This window comes from Rhodanobacteraceae bacterium, from assembly GCA_024234055.1.
GTDB lineage: Bacteria > Pseudomonadota > Gammaproteobacteria > Xanthomonadales > SZUA-5 > JADKFD01.
Genome location: JACKOW010000003.1, coordinates 1 through 20,606, shown reverse-complemented (window position 1 = coordinate 20,606; position 20,606 = coordinate 1). Strand labels below are relative to the sequence as shown.

The following is a 20,606-nucleotide window of genomic DNA, read 5'->3' as shown; positions in this document are numbered from 1 at the left end:
CTCGGCGATCCCAGGGGGCTGGGCCGGGATCGCCGACTTGCAGTCGGCGCTGTTGATCTTCGCTATTCCGGGGCAGGAGCGGCCGAGTGCAACTCGGCGATCCCAGGGGCTACTGGCTTCGGCGCTGGCGTCCGCGGATGGTGACTTCGGTTTCGGTGAGGATGCCACGCAGGATCTGCAGTTCACGCTCGTCGGGCATGCTGCGCTGATAGAGCCGGCGCAGGCGGCGCATGATCTTGGTGGAGGAGCGGTCGCCGAAGAAGCCGATCAGTTCCAGCACCTGTTCCAGGTGCGTGAAGTAGCGCTCCAGCTGTTCGTTGGGGGCGGGAACGTGCAGGGCTTCAGCTGGCGGCCGGCCGCTGCGGCTCAGGGCCTCCACGCGCAACTCGTAGGAGAGCACCTGCACCGCGCTGGCGAGGTTCAGTGAGCTGTACTGGGCGTTGGCGGGAATGGTCACCAGGTACTGGCAGAGTTCGAGTTCTTCATTGGTCAGACCGGTGCGCTCGGTGCCGTAGAGCACGGCCACCGGCCCGACGGCGGCGGCGTCCAGTGCCAATCGGGCGAACTCGCGCGGCTCGATTTCGAGCATGCGGATACCGCGCACCCGATCGCTGCTGCCGAAGACCATGCGGGCATCAGCCAGGGCCTCGTTCAGTGTCTCGAAGCGCTGCGCGTTGTCGAGGATGTCCTCGGCACCCGACGCCAGGGCATTGGCTTCAGGATCGGGAAAGCGCAGGGGCGACACCAGTCGCAGCTGGCTCAGACCCATGGTCTTCAGGGCGCGCGCCGCCGAGCCGATGTTGCCGGGATGCGAGGTTTGCATCAGCACGCTGGCGATGGGCTGCAGCAATGCTTCAGCGCTGAGGGCTGGATCCGCGGCTTCGCTCATGCGGGCAGTGGCGTCATGCGCTCATGCACGCGGTCGACGGCTGCGTCGAGGTCGATCTCGTCGAAGCGGTCCTTGCCGGCGGTCAGTTCTTTCAGCAGTTCGAGCTGCTGCTCCCCGCGCTCGCGGGCGAGGGCGTAGGGAATGCTGCTGAACATGACCATGCTGTAGCGCGGCATGAAGCGATCCGGCACGCGCCGTGCCAGTTCCAGTTCCAGCTGTCGGCGCAGCTGATACCGCGGGTCGGCGACGGCGTCGCGCATTTCCAGATAGTTCTCCAGCGCCATCTCGGCAATGGCATGGGCGTTGGGGCGGCGTTCGGCGTCGAAGCGCTCGAAGACGTCGGGCCAGTGGATCTGAGACCCGTCCGATGCCTCCGTGATCAGATCCTGCAAGGCCACGCAGTCTTCGAAGGCGCAGTTCATGCCCTGGCCATGGAAGGGCACGATGGCGTGGGCAGCATCGCCGATCAGCAGGGCGCGATCACCGCGATGCCAGTGCGGGCAGCGCAGCGTGCCCAGCAGGCCGACCGGATTGCGCTGGTACTGCTCGTCGAAATCGGGAATCAGTGCCAGCGCGTCGGCAAACTCTGCCTCGAAGAATCGGCGGGCGGCGCCGACGTCGGCAAATCGGGCAAAGCTGTGCTCGCCTTCATTGGGCAGGAACAGCGTGGCGGTGAAGGTGGCATCGGGATTGGGCAGGGCAATCAGCATGTAGCTGCCGCGTGGCCAGATGTGCAGCGCCTCCACGTCCATGGCTGGACTGCCATCGGCGCGGGCGGGAATGGTCAGTTCCTTGTAACCGTGATCGAGGAAATCGGTGCGCTGGCCCAGTGGCTGCTCGGCTTCCATGGCAGCGCGCACCGCCGAGCCGGCGCCATCGGCACCGATCAGTACCGAGAATTCGAGTTCGAACTGGCTGCCATCGAGTTCGTCGACGAAATGTGCCCGGCGACCGTCGAAGTCAACGTGGTCCAGTCGCGCATTGAAGCGCAGTGTGGCGCCAGCATCCGCTGCCACATCGATCAGTGTCTGATTCAGCCGGCCACGGTGGACTGACCAGATGACCTCGTTCGGCTTGAGTCCGTAAACCTGGAACTGACATTCGCCCTCGCGGCCATGAACCATGCGGCCGCGCATCGGCAGGGCGTAGCTGCGCACCAGTTCAACGGCGCCCGCCCTGCGCAGGCCCTCCCAGCCGCGTTCGGCCAGGGCCAGATTGATCGATCGGCCCACCGCAATCTGCTCGCGGCGCATGTCGCCGCGGCGTTCGACCAGAGTCACCCGATGACCTTGCCCGGAAAGCTGCGCCGCGAGCAGGGCACCGGCCAATCCGGCGCCGGCAATCAGGATCGGAGATTCTTCGGTATTCATGCCTGACCTCTGAAGAATTCGTCCAGCGCATCGACCAGTCGCTGGCAGTCGCTGTAACGATTGTAGAGCGGGACCGGCGAGGCCCGGATCACGTCGGGTTCGCGCCAGTCGCAGAGGATGCCGGCAGCTGCCAGATGCTCGAAGGCATCGCGACCGGCCTGACGACCGGCGCGCACCCGGATGGAGAGCTGGCAGCCGCGTTGCTCGGGATCGGCCGGCGTCAGGATGTCGATGTGATCGCCGAGGCGGACAAGCAGCTTCTCGGCCAGCCAACCCGTCAGGGCGACGGACTTGCCGCGCAGCGCTGGCAGGCCGGCACGCTGAAACTGGGCCAGCGACACCCGCAGCGGGGCCAGCGACAGTATCGAGGGATTCGACAACTGCCAGCCGTCGGCCCCCGAGGTGGGTACGAATTCCGGCCCCATGCGAAAGCGCGTGCTGGCCTGATGTCCCCACCAGCCGGCAAAGCGCGGCAATTGGGCGTGCGCGTGCCTTTCGTGGACAAAACAGCCAGCAATCGCCCCCGGACCGGAATTCAGGTACTTGTAGCTGCACCAGACAGCGAAGTCGGCGCCGCTGTCGTGCAGATCGACCGGTACGTTGCCGATGGCGTGGGCCAGATCAAAGCCCACCGCGCAACCAAAGCGGGCGCCGAGCGCGGCGATGCGCTGCAGATCAAAGCGCTGTCCGCTGGCGTATTGCACGCCGGGCCAGAGTATCAGGGCGATCCGCTCGCCTTCGCGCTCCAGCACTTCTTCGATCTGGGCCATGTCCAGCGTATGGGCACCGGGCAGCGGCGCCAGCTCGATCAGGTCCTGGGCCGGATCGCCGCCATGAAAGGCGATCTGCGAGGCCACGGCATGGCGATCGGAGGGAAAGGCCCGCGCCTCGATGAGGATCTTGCGGCGTTGCGCGGTCGGACGATAGAAGCTGACCATCATCAGATGCAGATTGGTGGTCAGCGTGTTCATGGCCACGACTTCTATCGGCTTGGCGCCGGCTATCTCGGCCAGCCCGTCACGCACCAGTTCGTGGTAGTTCATCCAGGCGTCGTCATCGGTGAAATGTGCCTCGACGGCCTGGGTCTGCCACTGCTCGGTGACCCGGTTCAGGGCCGCTGCTGTGGCGCGCGGCATCAGTCCCAGGGAATTGCCGCAGAAGTAGGCGATCTCGCGCCCGGCCAATGAAGGTACTGCGAATTCATCCCTGAAGCTGCGCAAGGGGTCGACGGCGTCCAGATGCGATGGATCCAGGCTCACGGGGTGCTTGTCCTGCAGCGGCTCGGGCCCGCGATGCTACGCGCCTGGGGGCAAAATCTCATGGGTCCTGCTTGTGCAGGCTTCCTGAAGCGGGGGCAGGTGGGCAGATCGGGTGCACGCGCTTTTTCGTCTCACCGTGCGATCCTCTGCCGATCGGCGCGAACGCGGGTTGGGATTCAGTCGGAGGCATGAAGGGAGTGAGTATCGCAATCCATGGAATCCGGGCTGGATGCCGCCGCGCGTGCCTGCTGCTGGCGATCGGCCTGCTGGTCTGCATGACCTTGCCAGCGCAGACCGTGACCTTGGTCGACACCGAGTTGCCGCCGCCAGTGACCGGCGATGGCGCCTCCGGCGACAACTTCGGCATCGCCGTGGCGGTGGAAGGCACCACGGCGGTCATCGGTGCCTACGGCGACTCCATCGCGGCACCGGGCGCCACCTTCGGTATCGGCGAGGGTTCAGCCTATGTCTTCGAACGCTCCGGGTCGGGCTGGGTGCAGAGCCAGAAGCTTGTTCCGCAACCGACCGGCGAGGACGGCGACAACTTCGGTGTGGCCATCGCCATGGCCGATAGCTTTCTGGCCGTGGGGGCGCAGCGTCGACGAGTGGACCAGGTGCCCGAGGTCGGCAGCGTGTTCATCTACGGGAGATCGACTCAGGGCTATGTGCTGCGGCAGTTGATCACGCCCCCGGTGGTGGCCGCGGATCAGCGCTTCGGTGCCGCACTGGCGCTGTGGCAGGATCGCTTGGCGGTGGGCGCGCCACAGGCGGGCGCCGGTCGGGTGGATCTGTATCGACGCGATGGCAACGGCCAGTACCAGTTCGAGGGCAGCCTGACGCCGACGGACGGCTCTGGCGCTGCGCGTTTCGGCGCGGCGCTGGCGATAGCCGACGGCGTCTTGCTGATCGGCGCCCCGGAGGCGGATGGCGCCGGCGCCGTGTTTCGCAGCGAGCTTGGCGGCGGCGGTTGGACGGTTGCAGCCCGATTACCATTGTCGGCCACAATCGGTGCCGAGTTGGGGGCAGCCATTGCGGTCGACCGAGGATTGGCGTTGATCGGATCGCCGGGGGCCAACGTCGGGGTCGGCGAGGTGAGGGTGTTGAAGATCCTCGGCGGTGCCGAGCCCCTGGCCGTGCTGCGTCGCGATGGCGGGCTTCCGGCGGATCGATTTGGCAGCGCCCTCGCGCTCGATGAAACGCGTGCGCTGATCTCGGCGGGCGGCGCTCTGCTGGGCGAGGGCGCGGTGAGCGTCTACCAGCGTACCGAACAGACACTGATCGAGATAGCTCAATTGGATATCGCTGATGGCGGTGTTTCCAACCACTTTGGTGTCGCGCTGGCCTTGTCGGCAGACGGGGCCCTGATCGGCGCGGATCTGGATCGGGTAGGTCCGAACCGTTCCCAGGGCGCAGTGCACTGGTATCTGACCCAAGGCAATTCGGTCTTCGCCGCCGGCCGGCTCGACAGCGGCGATGGCGCCATGTTCGATCGCTTCGGTAGTGCGGTGGCGGTGCAAGATGATATCGCCATGGTCGGGGCCTATCTGGAACAGACCGATGCCGGTGCCGAGGCTGGCGCGGTGCACTGGTTTCAGCGCAGCGGTTCGGAATGGCACTACCGGGGTCGCCTGGAGGCACCGGATGCGTCGATCGAGGATCGATTCGGCATCTCCGTCGCCATCGATGGTGACTACGCGGTGATTGGAGCCTACTGGGATGTGATCGACGGCAATGTCGATCAGGGCTCGGCCTATGTCTTCCGAAGAGAGGGCGAACAATGGCTGTTCGATGCCAAGTTGACCGCGAGCGATGGCCGCGCGCGCGATTTGTTCGGATTTGCCGTGGCCATTCACGGAAACCGGGTCCTGGTTGGGGCGCGAGGAGCCCGGATTCCGTTCACGGACCAGGGCACTGCCTATGTCTTCAGGCATGACCCGTCTGGGTGGGTGCAAGAGACTCGACTCGATCTGCCGGAACCAGATGCCTTCGCGTTCTTCGGAGCCAGCGTGGCTCTGACCGAGGGTAAGGCCATTGTCGGAGCGCCTGGATTTACCAAGGAGTCCGAGCCGGTCTCGGCGGGCGGCGTCTTTGTCTATGAGCGCAGCGGCAGCAACTGGGTTCCCGTCGCTGGAATCCAGGCCCCCGTGCCCAAGGCCAACGCTGCCTTTGGCTTCTCGGTCTCTGCCGATAGCGAGCGAATGCTGATCGGCGCCTTTCAGGAGGGCAACGCGGCTCAAGGGGCTGGCTATGTCTATCGGCTGGCCGACCTGGTGCTGGATGGTGAGCTCAGGGCCACGCAGGCGCAGGTCGGTGAAGGGCTGGGCATTTCGGTGGCGATTGCCGGGAATCAGGCGCTGCTGGGTGGCAGCGGCTTTGACCTTGGCAGCACCGCCAATCAGGGCACAGTGCGGACCTTTCGTCGTCAGGCAACAGGCTGGCGAGAATCGACGCAATGGTTTGCGTCCGCAGGGTCAGACGGCGACGGGTTCGGGCGGGCGGTAGCGGCGGACGCCACCTCGGCGATCATCGGCGCGCCCGGCCGTGGCGTCGACAATCCGCTCGAAGGCACGGCCTATGTGCAGCCGCTGGATGGGATCTTTGACGACGGCTTCGAGTAGCTGTCCGGCACTCGCCGCCACAGAGGTCCGCTGGGCACCGCCGTAGCTGCGGGCCTTTTGCAGCGCGCTTCGCGCCTATACTCGCGTATCGTCCGTCATGACGCGTCTGCATGCGCAGCCTGAATCTGCCCAAGTTCCTGATGCTGCTCGCGCTGCCTTTGCTGGCCATGCAGGGCAGTCTGGCCTGGGCCGACAGCAGGCCGCAGACGGTCTTGGTTCTCGGCCGCGTCAGCGATGACCCCAAGGCCCATTATGAACAGCTGAAGCCGTTGCTCGACTATGTCGTGGCCCGCATGGGCGACGTGGGCATTCGCGAGGGGCGGGTGCTGATGGCGCGAGATGCCCAGCAGATGGTCAGCTATCTCCGTCAGGGCAAGGTCGACTGGATCAGCGAAACCTCCGGCGCCGCGCTGGGGTTTCAGGAGCGCGCTCAGGCCAGGATCTTCCTGCGCGCCAGTCGTGGTGGCCAGTTCGACTACCACAGCGTGTTCTTCGCCCGGAAGGATCAGGGCATTCACGACCTGACAGATCTGCGCGGCAAGGCGCTAGGTTTTCAGCATCCCTTGTCCACCAGTGCCTATCTGGCGCCCGCGGCGATCCTGCTCGACCTGGGTCTGCCGCTGGCCATCCAGGCCTCGCCGCTGGAGCGACCACCGCCAGCGTTCATCGGCTACGTCTTCTCCCGATCGGAAAGCAATCTGATCACCTGGGTCCACAAGGGGCTCGTGGATGCCGCAGTCTTCAGCAATCAGGATTGGGCACAGCTGCAACGGGAGCAGCCGGCCGTGTTCGCCGACCTGAAAGTGTTCTACGAGAGCGCCAGTTTCCCCAGGGCACTGGAACTGGTGCGTCCAGGGCTGGATCCGGCCATCCAGGCGCGATTGCGCGAGATTCTGCTGAAAGCCCACAGGGATCCGGCCGCCAGGGCGGCGCTTCAGGCTTATTCCAGAACCGAGCGCTTTGATGACATCGACGAAGCCACCTCCCAGGTGCTGAGCCGCCTCCGGGACGGCGTGCGCCGTGTTCGCGCTGAGATTGAATGATGCGTGTAGGACTGCGCGCCAAGTTCGTACTGAGCCTGCTGGGCACTACGCTGGTGTGGCTGGTGGTGCTGGTCATGGGCTGGCGCAGTGCCACCCAGGCGATGGACGACGTGCTGATGCAGAATGAGCTGGCCTCGCGCGAACAGGGCCGCGCGTCGCTGGCCGATCGCGGTGTGCAGCTGGCCGCGTTTCTGGCTGAAACCCTGACCAATCCGGTGTACTACACCGATCTGCTGACCGTGCGTGAGGTGGCGCGATCGGCACTGGATCAGCCCGATGTGGACTATGTACTGGTCTACGACCATCAGGGCCGCCTGATCCACGATGGCAGTCGGGATATCCCGCGCTTCGGTCAGGTCATGGACGATGCCCTGGCCCCTGCCGTCATCGGTGCCGACGCGCCCATCGTGCAGTGGGGTGAGCAGCAGATCGATGCCAGTGCACCGATCGAGATTGGCGATCTGCGCCTGGGCGGCGTACGCGTAGGTTTGTCGCTGGCACGCACCGAAGGCGCCCTGGCGGTCGAGAAGGCCGGCGCCCGCGAACGCTTCCGAGTAGCTTTTTCAGGCCCGGCACATATGCTCGGGTTGGGATTCCTTGTACTGCTGCTGTGGCTGGCGCTGGCGGGTTGGTTGGTTGCGCGCGGGTTGGTGCGTCCGATTCGCCGTCTGGCGGCACAGGCGCAGGAGATAGAGCGTGGCCGGTTCGAGCGGCACATCAGCAGTCATCGCGGTGACGAGTTGGGCGAGCTGATCCGGGCATTCGGGCGCATGAGCGAAGCGGTGCGTCGACATCATCATGACATTCGCAAGCTGGCTTATCACGACAGCCTGACCGGACTCCCCAACCGGCTGATGCTGCGCGAATTGCTGGACGAGGCGATCGCCGAATTCCGCGGCAGTGGCATGGGTCTGGCGCTGCTGTTTGTCGACATGGACGATTTCAAGCGCATCAATGACACACTAGGGCATGATGCCGGCGACGAGGTGTTGGTTGAGTTTGCCAACCGACTCAAGCACACCCTGGTCACTCCGGATTTGCCTGTGCAGCCAGTGATCGCAAGGCTGGGTGGTGACGAGTTCGTGGCCGTGGTCACCGGCATCGACGCGCGCCGCAAGAGCGAGTACGCGGCCACGGCGCTGCTCGACAGTCTCAAGCAACCCTTCCTGATCGGGGGGCGCTCGCTCCTGGTTGGGGCGAGCATCGGCATCACCGTCTTTCCGGATGACGCCCACACCTCGAAGTTGCTGCTGAAGCACGGCGACCTGGCCATGTATCAGGCCAAGCAGCGTGGCAAGAATTGCTATCGCTTCTTTGCCGGGCATCTCACCGAGGCTGCCGAGGAGCGTCTGGGGCTGGAGCATGATCTCCGGGAAGCGCTGGAACAAGGACGTCTGGACGTGGCCTATCAGCCTATCCATGCCCTGAAGGACGGCGTACTGGTGGGCGCCGAGGCTCTGCTGCGCTGGACCGACGATCGCCGAGGCTCGGTGCCGCCGTCGATCTTCGTGCCGGTGGCCGAAGCCTGCGGCCTGATCGACGCACTCGGGGAATGGGTGCTCGATCGCGCCTGCCGCGATGCCGCGCATTGGCAGGCGCAGCGCCCGGGATTGTCGGTAGCGGTCAACTTGTCCGGTCGTCAGCTGCAACGGGCCGATCTGGGTCGGCGGATCAGCGCCATTCTCGACAAGCACCAGTTGGCACCGCAGCTGTTGCACTTGGAACTGACCGAATCCAGCCTGCTGCACGACGAGCAACTGGCCTTCGAGGCCCTGGGCAAGTTGCGCGAGACCGGGGTTCGAGTCTGGCTGGACGATTTCGGGACCGGCTTTTCCGGCTTGAGCCATCTGCGCCGCGCCCGCGTGGATGGGGTCAAGATTGATCGCAGCTTCATCACCGACATCCTCAGTGATCCCGAAGACCTGGCGCTGGCCAGCGCGATCATCGCCATGGCCCATTCGCTGGGCATGCAGGTCATTGCCGAAGGCGTGGAAGTCGAGGCCCAGTACCAGTTGCTGCGTGAGCGTGGCTGCGACCAGGCGCAAGGGTTCTGGATGAGCGTTGCCGTTAGTCCCGAGCGTCTGGTGCAGCAGCCAAGCAGGGTCAGGGTTGATTCGGGAACCGATCTTGAGTGAATACGGTTGCCCCTTGCCGGGTGAGAGCCTGTGCTGGCGCCATCCGGTAGCCTCCCTGCTGCTAGCCTTCGCGATAGAGATCAGATTGGGAAGGGCCCGTGAGCGCTGAATCAAAAGACGACCCTGCCGGGCAGGACGAAAACGCCGAAGTCCGTGATCGCAAGCGGCCGAGCGTGGCCCTGGTGCTGGGGGCGGGCGGTGCTCGCGGTTTGGCGCACATTGGTGTCATCGACGTGCTGCAGCAGCGGGGATACCGCATCGCCGCCATAGCAGGTTCGTCGATGGGGGCATTGGTCGGCGGCATCTGCGCCGCCGGCAAACTCGCCGACTACCGTGACTGGGCCTGTGCGCTGGAACGGGGCGACGTCATGCGCTTGCTTGACTTCGCTTTCGGGCATCCCGGATTGATCAAGGGCGACCGTGTGATCGCTGAGCTGCGTCGCCTGGTCGGCGAACACCGCATCGAGGAACTGCAGACACCCTTTGTCGCCGTGGCCACGGATCTGGCCAGTCAGCGCGAGGTCTGGATGACCCGCGGCAAGCTCTTCGACGCAGTGCGCGCCTCGATCGCCATTCCCATGGTGTTCACTCCGCATCGTGTTGACGGCCGGGAACTGGTCGATGGAGGTCTGCTGGCTCCCATCCCTATCGCCGCAACTCGGATGTTTTCGGCAGATCTGGTGATGGCGGTGGATGCCAATTCTCAATACCTGCTGCCGGTCAAGCAGGGCAAGCAGCCCGAATCCCGCAAGGAATCCGGCGACAAGGACAACAACGGGAACGGCTTGCGGGCGCGGATCGAAGCCTGGATCGAGGGCTTGATGGAGCGTGGCAGCCCGGAACCGGCGCAGCCTGGGCTGCTGGATCTGATGTCGCGCTCGCTTGACGCCGTGCAGTCCCGAATCAGCCAGACCCAATTGGCCCTGGATCCGCCTGATGTGCTGGTACGAATTCCCCATCAATCCTGTTTCTTCTATGAATTCTGGAAAGCCAGGGAGATGATCGAGATCGGCCGTGAGGCCGCCAAGCTGGCGATTGATCGTTACGAAGACGCGGTCGCGCCGGATCGTCTGGGATAGCTTGGCCTTTGGTGGGCGATCAGCCATCGGGAAAAGGGCAGAGTCACCGTTCGCGACGCAAGGTCGCTCCTACGAGAAGTGCTTCTGGTAGGAGCGACCTTGCGTCGCGACTGCCGTCCGGGCCAGTCGCTGGCCCGAATCTGCCCGCACCGAGGCGCGCTCAGGGCTCGTCCAGGAAGCGCAACCGGGCGGCGTCGATCAAGGTCTGCAGGGCATGACCTTCGCGCAGGGCGATGAATACGGTGTCGTCGCCGGCGATGGTGCCGGCCTGGCCGGGCAGGGGCTGGTGATCGAGCACGGCGGCAACGGCATTGGCAAATCCCGGCTTGGTCCGGAGCACGATCAGATTGGGTGGTGCCGACAGCACCGCCGTGGCGCCCGGGCTGCCGTCGCCGGGAGGCGCGTAGCGGCCGTTGCGCTTGGAAATTCCAAGACGTGTGAGATGCCGTGAGAGCGTGGGTTGGCTGACTACCTTGCCAGCCTTGGCCAAGGCCGCCTGCAGTTCGAACTGGTCAGAGATGCGATCGTTGCTGATCAACTCCAGCAGCGTTTGATCAAGATCTGCAGCGGTTCGGGCCATGGGCTTGTGCGCTCGATGGAAAGTGCATAATATGCGTTACCTTCGCATGTTATGCAACATCATTCATGTCAGCGCTGCTAGAAACCTATGCCGCTTTTCCCTTCGTGCTCGACCACGCCAGTGGCGACCGGGTCCATGCCGAGGACGGGACCGAGTACCTCGATTGGTACGGTGGCCATTGTGTCACGGCTACCGGCCATTCGCACCCGCGAGTGGTGGCTGCCATCGCCGAGCAGGCCGGACGTTTGCTGTTCTATTCGGCTGCCGCGCGCTTGCGCATCCGCGAGCAGGCAGCTGATGCCCTGATCTCCTTCGTGGCCGGCTCGGGCATGAGCCGGGTGTTCTTCTGCAATTCCGGCGCCGAGGCCAACGAGAACGCCCTGAAGCTGGCGATCAAGCAGACTGGGCGCAGTGGTTTGCTGAGCTTTGACGGCGGCTGGCACGGGCGCACCACCCTGGCCCTGTCGGTCACGGACGATCCGAAGATCACCGATCCTTACGCGGCGGTTTTGCCGCGGTGCCAGCGCCTGCCCTTCGCCGATCTCGCTGCGCTGGAGCGTTTCGATTTCGCTTCGGTGGCCGCCGTCATCGTCGAACCCATCCAGAGCATGTCCGGGATCCGCTGCGCCAGCCCGGCCTGGTTTGCGCGACTGCGCGAGTTGACGGCAGCCGCGGGTACCTGGCTGATCTTCGATGAGATCCAGACCGGGGTAGGGCGGCTGGGCACGCCGACTGCGGCCGAATTCTATGGTGTGCGCCCCGATGCGCTGACCCTGGCCAAGGGTCTGGCCTCGGGTGTGCCGGTGGGCGCCACGCTGCTGTCCGCCGAGCGTGCAGCGGCGGTGCAGAGCGGCGACCTGGGCAGCACCTTTGGTGGCGGGCCGCTGGCGATGGCCGCGCTGGTGGCCACGCTGCAGGTCATCCAGGACGACGAACTCGCCGCATACGCCCAAGCCGTTGGTGCACGCCTGAAACAGAGCTTGCCCGGACCCGCGGTCGAGTGCGTGCTTGGCGAGGGTCTGTTGCTGGGCCTGCGTACGCGGGCGCCGGCCGCCACACTGAAGCGTCATCTATTCGAACGTAGACTGCTGGTCGGTGGCTCATCCGATCCGCAGGTTCTGCGCCTGATGCCCTGTCTCAATGTCAGCGAGGACGCGATCAGCGCACTCGAGCTCGCCATTTCGCAATTCCAAGGATAAGTATCGATGCGCCATTTCACTCATCTGGACGATCTCGGCCCAAAAGGGCAAGCCTCATTGCTGAAGCTGGCGGCCGATTTCAAGCGCAACGAACCCGGCGCTCTGCTCAAGGGCAAGGTGCTCGGCATGCTGTTCTTCAATCCCTCGCTGCGCACCCGCACCAGCTTCGAAGTGGCGATGCTCAAGCTCGGCGGCCAGGCCGTGGCGCTGGAAGAAGGCAGCGGCGTCTGGAAGGTCGAGACCGAAGACGGCGCAGTCATGAACGCCGACAAGGCCGAACATGTGCGTGAGGCCGCACCGGTGCTGTCGCGCTACGTCGATGCGCTGGGTGTGCGCGCGTTCTCGCGCGGCATGGGCCAGGCCGACGACGATATCGATGGCGTCATCAACGCCTTCCGGCGGCATGCCAAGGTACCCATGGTCAGTCTGGAATCGGCACGCGAACATCCCTGCCAGGGACTGGCCGACATGCTCACGGTGCAGGAGAGTTTCGGTCAGACCCAGGGCGTGAAGGTGGTCCTGAGCTGGGCGCCGCACGTCAAACCATTGGCCAAGGCCGTGCCCAACTCGGTGTTGCTGCATGCGGCCGCTGCCGGTTGCGACATCACGGTAGCGCATCCCCCGGGATTCGAACTTGGCGAGGCCGTGCGAGCACAGGCGCAGCGCTACGCTGGCGAAAGCGGCGCGAAGATTCGCTACACCCACGACCAGCGCGAGGCATTGCACGGTGCCCATGTGGTCTATGCCAAGGCCTGGGGCCCGGAACCGCGTGCCAGCGAAGACAGCATCGTGTCCTCGCCTGCGCTGCGCGGCTGGATGCCCACGCTCAAGCATTTTGAACACTGCACCTCCGAGGCAATCTTTCTGCACTGCCTGCCGGTGCGCCGCAATGTCGAGATCAGCGACGAAGTCCTCGACTCCGAGTTCTCGCGGGTGATCGACGAAGCCGAGAACCGCCTGTGGGTACAAATGGCCGCACTCGCCTGGCTGTTTGGCAAGGCCTAGGAGCGGGGGCAGGGGAAAGGGGGCAGGGGGCACGGGAAAAGCCGGCCCTCTTGGCCACAATCCCCAGTCCAGTCCCCGTGCCCCGTGCCCCGTGCCCCGCACTTTCTTCTTTCCCCGTTTCCGAGGTTCCCAAAATGCCCTTCGCATCCAATCCCTACGACGCTCTCAAAGGACTGTCCAAGTACCTGCGTCAGTTTCGCGGCAAGACCTTCGTCATCAAGCTCGGTGGTGAGGTGCTCGATGAGCCGGAAAGCCGGCGTAAGGTGGTCGAGCAGATCGGCGTGCTGTGGACGCTGTCGATCCGCGTCGTGGTGGTCCATGGCGGTGGCTCGCGGCTGGACCAGTTGTGCACCCAGCTGAATCTGCCGATCGAGAAACAAGCCGGTCGCCGGGTCACCACGCCCGAGGTGCTGGAAGCGGCCAAGATGGTCTTCAATGGCGTCACCAATACCGATCTGCTGTCGGAGATGAACCGCGTAGGCGTTCCCGCGGTCGGTCTCACCGGTGTCGACGCCGGCATGATCAAGGCCCGCAAGCGCGCGCCGATGTACATGGGCGAGGACGAGGGCAAGCCGAAGTTCTTCGACTACGGGCTGGTCGGTGATATCGAACAGATCGATCCCACGCTGCTCAATCATCTGCTGGAGTCGGACTATGTGCCGGTGATCGCGCCGCTGTCAGGCAGCCCCGACGGCAGTGTCTACAACACCAATGCCGATACCATCGCCTCACATCTGGCGGCCACGCTCGGCGCCGAGAAACTGTTCTATGTGCTCAAGGTGTCCGGCCTGCTGAAGGACGTCAAGAACCCGTCCTCGCTCATCACTTTCGCCACACTGGCCAAACTGGACGAGATGGAAGCACGCGGCGAACTCGCCGGCGGCATGTTGCCCAAGGCCGCCTCGATCCGTCATGCGCTCAAGAACGGCGTGCATTCCGCGCACTTGGTGTCCGGCGTGCAGGCCGACGCCCTGCTGGTGGAAATCTTCACCAACGAAGGTGCCGGCACCATGATCGTCAAGGACGAGGAATAGTGTCGTAGGTCACGTTGGGCGCGCAGCGACCTACGTGACGTTGGCGTCGTACCACTCGTCACGTAGCCCGCGTTGCGGGCAACGTGACCTACTTCCCCATCGAGGTTTCTGATCACCGATCATGACAAGCCCAACCGCCAGCACCCCACTGTGGGCCAAGGGATTGCCGCTGGACGCGGCCGTCCACCGCTTTACCGTGGGCGAGGATCCGCAGCTCGATCTTGCCCTGCTGCCCTTCGATGTGCAGGGATCGGCCGCGCATGCGCGAATGCTGGGCGAGGCCGGGTTGCTGTCGTCCGCCGATGCCTCGGCGCTGGTCGCGGCACTGGCCGAACTGAAGCCCGTGACCGAGCGCCGCGAGCTGATGATTTCGGACGATCAGGAAGACGGCCACACCGCGCTGGAGCATGCGCTGATCGAGCGGGTGGGGGAGGCCGGAAAGCGTATCCACCTGGGGCGCTCGCGCAATGATCAGGTGCTGCTGGCCTTGCGATTGCTGCTGCGCTCGCGCTTGCTTGGACTGGTGGCGCAGGTGCATGCGCTGGCCAATGCGCTGCTCGATTTCGCCCGCTCCCACGAGGCGGTGCCGGTGCCCGGATACACCCATCTGCGCCGCGCCATGCCCTCCAGTATCGGCCAGTGGGCCATCGGCTATGTCGAAGGGCTGGTCGAGGAAATGCAGGCCGCCGATGGCCTCTGGCGACGGCTGGATCGCTGCCCGCTGGGCGCCGCAGCCGGCTTTGGTGTGCCCTTGCCGTTGCGTCGTGAGCGTGTGGCGGAACTGCTGGGATTTGCGCGCGTGCAGCGCTCGCCGGTGGATGTCATGAATTCGCGTGGCCGCCACGAGCAGGCGCTGCTTGACTGGCTGGTCTCGGTGGCCGGCACGCTGGAGAAACTGTGCTGGGATTTGCTGCTGTACTCGACCGAGGAATTCGGCTTCGTGCGTCTGCCCGATGCCTTCACCACTGGCTCTTCGATCATGCCGCAGAAGCGCAATCCGGACGTGCTGGAACTGGCGCGCGGGCGCTGCCGCGAGTTGCGCGGCATCGCCGAATGGCATCGCCAGATCGTCACCGGCGTGCCCGGCAGCTATCACCGCGACTTCCAGTTGCACAAGCGGCCATTGCTGGCCGGCCTGGATGCCGCTGCGGCCACGCTCGATGTGCTGACCCGATTGATTCCGGTGCTCAAAGTCGATGCAAACCGCAGCGCTGCGGCCATGAGCGATGAGCTCTACGCCGCCCATCAGGCCTATGTGCTGGTGGCTGGCGGGCAGACCTTCCGCGATGCCTACAAGCAGATCGGCACGGCGGTCATGGCCGGCGAGTTCGTGCCTGACAGGGCCGCCCTCAGCGCCACCCACACCGGTGGGCTCGGAGCGCTCGGCCTGGATATCGCCGCGCAGGAACTGGCTGAGGGTTCGGCCTGGCTCGCGTCGCGCCAGCAGCTGCTGGATGCGGTCGAAGCGCGGGTGTTTGCGCAATGAGCGCTTTGGCAGGTCACGTTGGCTGCGATTTCTCGCTTGGCTTCATCGCGCAGGCGGTTGCCGTGGAGGGTGCCGCGCTGCGGCGCCGCTTTGCCTTGCCCGGAGATCAAGAGCGGCCGCGCAGGGGCGTGTCCCTCCTCGAAGCCGCTTCGATTCGCCGACCGGGTATTCGAAGCGTCATGCGCGTCAGGGTAAGCCGTTGTCACGTAGGTCGCTGCGCGCCCAACCTGACCTACGATTGCGGTAATTCCTCAATTGGCGTCGTTGCGAGGCCCGCACAGCGGGCCGTGGCAATCCAGAATGGCGCAAGCCGCAAGAACGCTGGATTGCTTCGTCGCTTCGCTCCTCGCAATGACGCTGGGTTCTGCCAGGCGCCGTCGCTTCAAGCTCTTCCCTTTTCCCTTTTCCCTTTTTCCTAAGCCATTCAAATGTCCAAACCTCTGTGCGTACTCGCGTTCTCCGGTGGCCTCGACACCTCCTTCTGCGTGCTGCATCTGCGCGAGCGTGGCTTCGATGTGGCCACCGTGTCGGTCAATACCGGCGGATTTGATGCGGCGGAACTGAGCCGTATCGAAGCCTCCGCCCGTCGCCTGGGTGTGACGCAGCACCTGACCATCGATGCCCGTCAGGAACTGTGGGACGATTATCTGCGTTATCTGCTGTTCGGCAACGTGCTGCGCGGCCAGCTCTATCCGCTGTCGGTCTCGGCCGAGCGCGTCTGCCAGGCCAAGCGCGTCGCCCAGGCCGCCAATGAGCTCGGGGCCAGCGCCATCGCCCACGGCTCTACCGGCGCCGGCAATGATCAGGTGCGCTTCGATGTGGCTTTCCGGGCGCTCTGCCCGGACAAGGAGCTGATCACGCCCATCCGCGAACTGGCACTGTCGCGCGAGGACGAGACCCGCTGGTTGGCCGAGCGTGGCGTCGAGATTCCCGCCAAGACCACGCTGTATTCGGTCAACGAAGGCATGTGGGGCACCTCGGTCGGCGGCAAGGAAACCCATGATTCCTGGCAGCATCTGCCGGAGTCGGCCTATCCCGGTGGCGTCATTGCTGGCGATCTGGCGCCGCAGACCATCGAGTTGGGATTCAAGCGCGGCGAGCCGGTGGCGCTGAACGGCGAGGCGCTGGGCGCGGTCGCCATCGTCGAGGCGCTGAACGCGCTCGGTGAGAAATACGGCATCGGTCGCGGCATTCACCTCGGCGACACCATCCTCGGCATCAAGGGCCGGGTCGGCTTCTCGGCGCCAGCGGCGCATCTGCTGATCCAGGCCCATCGCGAGCTGGAGAAGCTGGTGCTCAGTGGCAAGCAGCTGTTCTGGAAGGAATCGCTGGGCAATCTCTATGGCAGCCTGCTGCACGAAGGTCACTATTTCGACCCGCTGGGCCGCGATCTGGAAGCCTTTCTTGCGTCCTCACAAGCGGCCGTCAGCGGCGATGTGCGCATGACGCTGTATCCGCGCGTGGCCCAGGTGGAAGGCGTACGCTCCAGCCACAGCCTGATGCAATCCAAGGTCGCCAGCTACGGCGAAGGGGCCAAGGCCTGGACCGGCGAAGAGGCGCGCGGCTATTGCAAGCTGTTCGGCGTGGCTCAGCAGGTGGCTCTGGGAGCTCGGGAAGAAGGAAAAGGGGAAAAGGAAAATGGGTAGAGCAATGCTGGCACCCCGGACCTTCGAGGGCGTCATTGCGAGGCCCGCGCAGCGGGCCGCGGCAATCCAGGGTTCGGGCGTACAACAAGGCACTGGATTGCTTCGTCGCTGCGCTCCTCGCAATGACGCATCTGCGGGCACGCGGCAATCCCGACGATGTCACGCAGGTCGCTGCGCGCCCAACGTGACCTACGAATGCGGCGGCTCCAGCCTCGCCGCGCGCCGCCCTCCCTTTTTCCTTTTTCCGTTTTCCTTTTTCCTCCCCAAGGGACCATCCTCATGCGCCTGACCGTCGACAAAATCGCCAGCGTCACCCGGAACCTCAATCTGCAGCGCACCTTGACGCTGGGCGAGGACATCCTGGTGGAGGAGGGCTCGGCCATCGCCGTGCGCGTGCATGGCGAAAAGCGTACCTACAATCAGCTGGAAGACACCCACGGGCGCTGGATGACGCTGCATGACGGCGATCTGGTGGTCGGCGTGCTGGGCAAGCGCAATGCGCTGCATGGCTATGAGGGCGTGATGCCCAAATCGGTCAAGATCGGCGACACCCTGAACATGCTCAACATCGGCGGCGTCATCGGCGAATGCGTGTCCTACAACCCCGAAGTCGGCAAACCCTTCCAGCTGGAAGTGCTGGGGCAGGTGTTGATCTTTCCGGAATTCCAGTCGCGCCAGGGCATTCCGGCGCATATCCGCCACAACGCCCTGCAGGGCGTACCGACCGCGCCCAAGGTGCCGATCATCTTCATCCTCGGTACGTGCATGAACTCAGGCAAGACCCTGGCCGGTTCGGCCATGGTACGCGCTCTTCATCAGGCCGGATACAAAGTTGGTGGTGCCAAGCTCACCGGCATCTCGCTGATGCGCGACACCCTGCATCTCTACGATCACGGCGCCGAGGTCATCGCCGATTTCACCGATGCCGGCATCGTCTGCTCGGGCCCGGAGACCGCGGCGGAAACCGCCCACAAGGTGCTCAGCGAGATCGCGGCCAAGGGCGTGGATGTGATCGTTGCCGAAACTGGCGACGGCGTCATGGGCGAATACGGCGTGCAGGCAATCCTGGCCGACGAAGCCCTGCGCGCCCAATGCGCCTGTTTCGTGTTCTGCGCCAATGATCCGGTCGGCGTCGCCGGCGGCGTCGAGTATCTGCGCGAGAGCTTCGGCATCGATGTCGACGTGGTCGCCGGCCCCGCCACCGACAACGCCGTCGGCACCCGTTTCGTCGAGCGCCTGGGCATTCCCGCCCGCAACGCCCGAGTCGATCCCAAATCGCTCGGCGAACTGGCGCTGGATCTGGTACAGAAGTTCAAGGCGCGGTCGTAAGAGCCGATTCGCGCCAAACGTTTTTTGTAGGAGCGACCTCGCGTCGCGATGCTTCTCTTGTAGGAGCGACCTTGCGTCGCGACCCGCAGCTTCATGGTTGCGCGACGACGGCCTTCCACGACGCACCGCCCGTGTCGCCACGCCGGTCGCGACGCAAGGTCGCTCCTACAGGGTCGGCCGCTCTTGGCGGGATCCTAACCACTGGCTAGTGAGGCCAACATGGATGTCGTGATTCTCGGTGCATCAGGCTACGGCGGCGGCGAGCTGCTGCGACTGCTGGCCAGCCACCCGCGTCTTCGCAGTTTGAGCTGCATCTCGCGCCAGCACGTCGGCAAGCCCATAGGCGCCGTGCACCCCAATCTGCGCGGCATTGTGGCCGGCGAATTTGTCGCCGCACCGGACTGGGCTGCACTGGCCCAAAGCGACTGTCCGGTACTTTTCGCGGCCATGCCGCATGGCGAGTTTGCACGGCAACTGCTGCAGCTGGAACAGCTATGGCAGGAACATGGCCTGGATCGAAAACTGACCGTCATTGATCTTTCTGGCGATTTCCGCCTTGCGGATGCCGCCAGTTTCAGTCGCAGCTACGGCGGCGAGCATCCTTGCCCGGAGCGTTTGGCCGAGTTTGTCTACGGCCTGAGCGAATGGCGCCGCGCGCGGCTCGTGGGGGCGCGCCGCATCGCCAATCCCGGCTGCTTTGCCACCGCGATCCAGCTCGGCTTGCTGCCACTGGCGGACCTGGGTGCGCACGCGCCGACCTGGGTCGCTGTCTCCGCCATCACTGGTTCATCCGGCTCCGGCGCCAGTCCCAGCGATACCACTCACCATCCCACCCGGGCCAACGACTTCCGCGCCTACAAGATGCTGGCCCACCAGCACGAAGGCGAGATCCGACGCACGCTGGCAGAGCAGGGCACAGCCCTGGACTTTGCCTTCGTGCCGCATTCCGCCCCGCTGGTTCGCGGCATCTTCGCCACGCTGACCTTCCAGGCGCCCGACCTGACCGGCGCCGATCTGCGCGCCGCTTTCGAACAGCGCTATCAGCAGTGCCGCTTCATCCGCCTGGTCGACAGCACCCCGCGTATCGCTGCGGTGGCCGGCAGCAACTTCGCCGATATCGCGGTCAGCGCGTCGGGTGGCAGCGCCTGTGTGCTGGTGGCCATCGACAATCTGGTCAAAGGGATGGCCGGGCAGGCTATCCAGAATCTGAATCTGGGTCAGGGTTGGGCGGAGGATACGGGCTTGCTGCAGGCGCCGGTCTATCCCGGCTGAGCAGTTCCTTGTTCTCAGTTGATCTATCCCGTGCTTTTCCATGTGTGCCTACTGACATTGGCGCGCCGCGGTGTCCTATCCAAGAATGATCACCGGAGTCTGCAGTGGCATCCGTCTCGGCTTTGAGCTGCCAATAATCGAGACTTGTATGCACCTTTGCGGCTCTTGAGCCTGAATGCAGGCTAAACTTGGGATCTATGCCCGTCGCTACCTTTGCTGTGCGTCGCGGCGAGTGCGGCATTTGATCTGGAGTAAAGTTCATGCGAAATGTGTGTTTTCTGGCGCTGGCGGTGGTGTTGCTGGCGGTCGGTTCGGGGGCTGCGACAGCCCAGGAAAGCGGAACGCGGCTGGTGCCGAACATTGTTCAATCCAGAGGCGTAGATCCGCAGGTGAACTATGCGGCTTTGGCAACGATTGGCCCCTGGGACGACCGCAACTACAGCCTGACCAAGCAGGATCTGGCCTATCTGCCAGCCAACGAAGCGCAGTTCGCTGATCCCATCCCCGCCTTCTTTCGCGTGCTGATGCGAAAGGGCGGCGCAACCTCAACCGGCACCGTATCGCCGTACCCACGCAGCGCGGTCAACATCTTTCGCGACCTGTACAAGGGCTTCGTCATTGATGGAGCAACCTATCTGGGCATTGGCCGTGATGGCAACAGC

Annotated in this window: 16 protein-coding genes; 12 read left to right on the top strand and 4 right to left on the bottom strand. The window is 64.7% G+C overall.

What is annotated here, in order from left to right; all coding sequences use genetic code 11:
• Positions 1–109 precede the first annotated feature (109 nt).
• Genes H7A19_07535 through kynU form a run of 3 tightly spaced genes read right to left on the bottom strand, consistent with a single transcriptional unit; the run spans position 110 to position 3,518 of the window.
• Positions 110–889, bottom strand: coding sequence for an RNA methyltransferase (locus H7A19_07535; protein ID MCP5474683.1), 780 nt, complete (start codon positions 887–889; stop codon positions 110–112).
• Positions 886–2,259, bottom strand: coding sequence for an FAD-dependent monooxygenase (locus H7A19_07530; protein ID MCP5474682.1), 1,374 nt, complete (start codon positions 2,257–2,259; stop codon positions 886–888). The genes H7A19_07535 and H7A19_07530 overlap by 4 nt, the downstream gene beginning before the upstream one ends.
• On the bottom strand, positions 2,256–3,518 hold the full coding sequence (gene kynU, locus H7A19_07525; protein MCP5474681.1) for a kynureninase: 1,263 nt from the start codon (positions 3,516–3,518) through the stop codon (positions 2,256–2,258). Before kynU ends, H7A19_07530 begins: the two co-directional genes overlap by 4 nt.
• Before the next feature lie 197 nt (positions 3,519–3,715).
• Here kynU and H7A19_07520 point away from each other — a divergent pair, with 197 nt between their 5' ends.
• The 4 genes from H7A19_07520 to H7A19_07505 all read left to right on the top strand — a co-directional run bounded on the left by H7A19_07520 (position 3,716) and on the right by H7A19_07505 (position 10,393).
• Positions 3,716–6,136 (top strand): hypothetical protein, encoded by a 2,421-nt coding sequence (locus H7A19_07520; protein MCP5474680.1) that lies wholly within the window; start codon positions 3,716–3,718, stop codon positions 6,134–6,136.
• A gap of 167 nt (positions 6,137–6,303) precedes the next feature.
• Positions 6,304–7,179, top strand: a complete 876-nt coding sequence (locus tag H7A19_07515) for a phosphate/phosphite/phosphonate ABC transporter substrate-binding protein (protein ID MCP5474679.1) — start codon at positions 6,304–6,306, stop codon at positions 7,177–7,179.
• Positions 7,176–9,314 (top strand): EAL domain-containing protein, encoded by a 2,139-nt coding sequence (locus H7A19_07510; protein MCP5474678.1) that lies wholly within the window; start codon positions 7,176–7,178, stop codon positions 9,312–9,314. Before H7A19_07515 ends, H7A19_07510 begins: the two co-directional genes overlap by 4 nt.
• Positions 9,315–9,412: 98 nt before the next feature.
• Positions 9,413–10,393 carry a patatin-like phospholipase family protein gene (locus H7A19_07505; GenBank protein MCP5474677.1) on the top strand — a complete coding sequence of 327 codons (981 nt, stop codon included), beginning with the start codon at positions 9,413–9,415 and terminating at the stop codon, positions 10,391–10,393.
• Between the two features lie 160 nt (positions 10,394–10,553).
• On the opposite strand, the gene H7A19_07500 is transcribed toward H7A19_07505, so the two are convergent.
• Positions 10,554–10,973: an arginine repressor gene (locus H7A19_07500; GenBank protein ID MCP5474676.1), complete on the bottom strand. Its 420-nt coding sequence runs from the start codon at positions 10,971–10,973 to the stop codon at positions 10,554–10,556.
• A 65-nt stretch (positions 10,974–11,038) separates the two neighbouring features.
• Between H7A19_07500 and H7A19_07495 the strand changes: the two genes are divergently transcribed.
• The 8 genes from H7A19_07495 to H7A19_07460 all read left to right on the top strand — a co-directional run.
• Positions 11,039–12,172, top strand: coding sequence for an aspartate aminotransferase family protein (locus H7A19_07495; protein ID MCP5474675.1), 1,134 nt, complete (start codon positions 11,039–11,041; stop codon positions 12,170–12,172).
• A gap of 6 nt (positions 12,173–12,178) precedes the next feature.
• Positions 12,179–13,177 carry an N-acetylornithine carbamoyltransferase gene (locus H7A19_07490; GenBank protein MCP5474674.1) on the top strand — a complete coding sequence of 333 codons (999 nt, stop codon included), beginning with the start codon at positions 12,179–12,181 and terminating at the stop codon, positions 13,175–13,177.
• 134 nt (positions 13,178–13,311) lie between these two features.
• Positions 13,312–14,211: an acetylglutamate kinase gene (gene argB, locus H7A19_07485; protein ID MCP5474673.1), complete on the top strand. Its 900-nt coding sequence runs from the start codon at positions 13,312–13,314 to the stop codon at positions 14,209–14,211.
• 121 nt (positions 14,212–14,332) lie between these two features.
• Positions 14,333–15,697, top strand: coding sequence for an argininosuccinate lyase (argH, locus tag H7A19_07480; GenBank protein MCP5474672.1), 1,365 nt, complete (start codon positions 14,333–14,335; stop codon positions 15,695–15,697).
• A 428-nt stretch (positions 15,698–16,125) separates the two neighbouring features.
• Positions 16,126–17,343 (top strand): argininosuccinate synthase, encoded by a 1,218-nt coding sequence (gene argG / locus H7A19_07475; GenBank protein ID MCP5474671.1) that lies wholly within the window; start codon positions 16,126–16,128, stop codon positions 17,341–17,343.
• Between the two features lie 279 nt (positions 17,344–17,622).
• Positions 17,623–18,672, top strand: a complete 1,050-nt coding sequence (locus H7A19_07470; protein MCP5474670.1) for a hypothetical protein — start codon at positions 17,623–17,625, stop codon at positions 18,670–18,672.
• Positions 18,673–18,891: 219 nt separating this feature from the next.
• The gene (argC, locus tag H7A19_07465; GenBank protein MCP5474669.1) at positions 18,892–19,944 is read left to right on the top strand and encodes an N-acetyl-gamma-glutamyl-phosphate reductase; all 1,053 of its coding nucleotides are present in this window, start codon (positions 18,892–18,894) and stop codon (positions 19,942–19,944) included.
• Between the two features lie 260 nt (positions 19,945–20,204).
• Positions 20,205–20,606 (top strand): hypothetical protein (locus H7A19_07460; GenBank protein ID MCP5474668.1); only part of this gene is annotated, 402 nt, incomplete at its 3' end.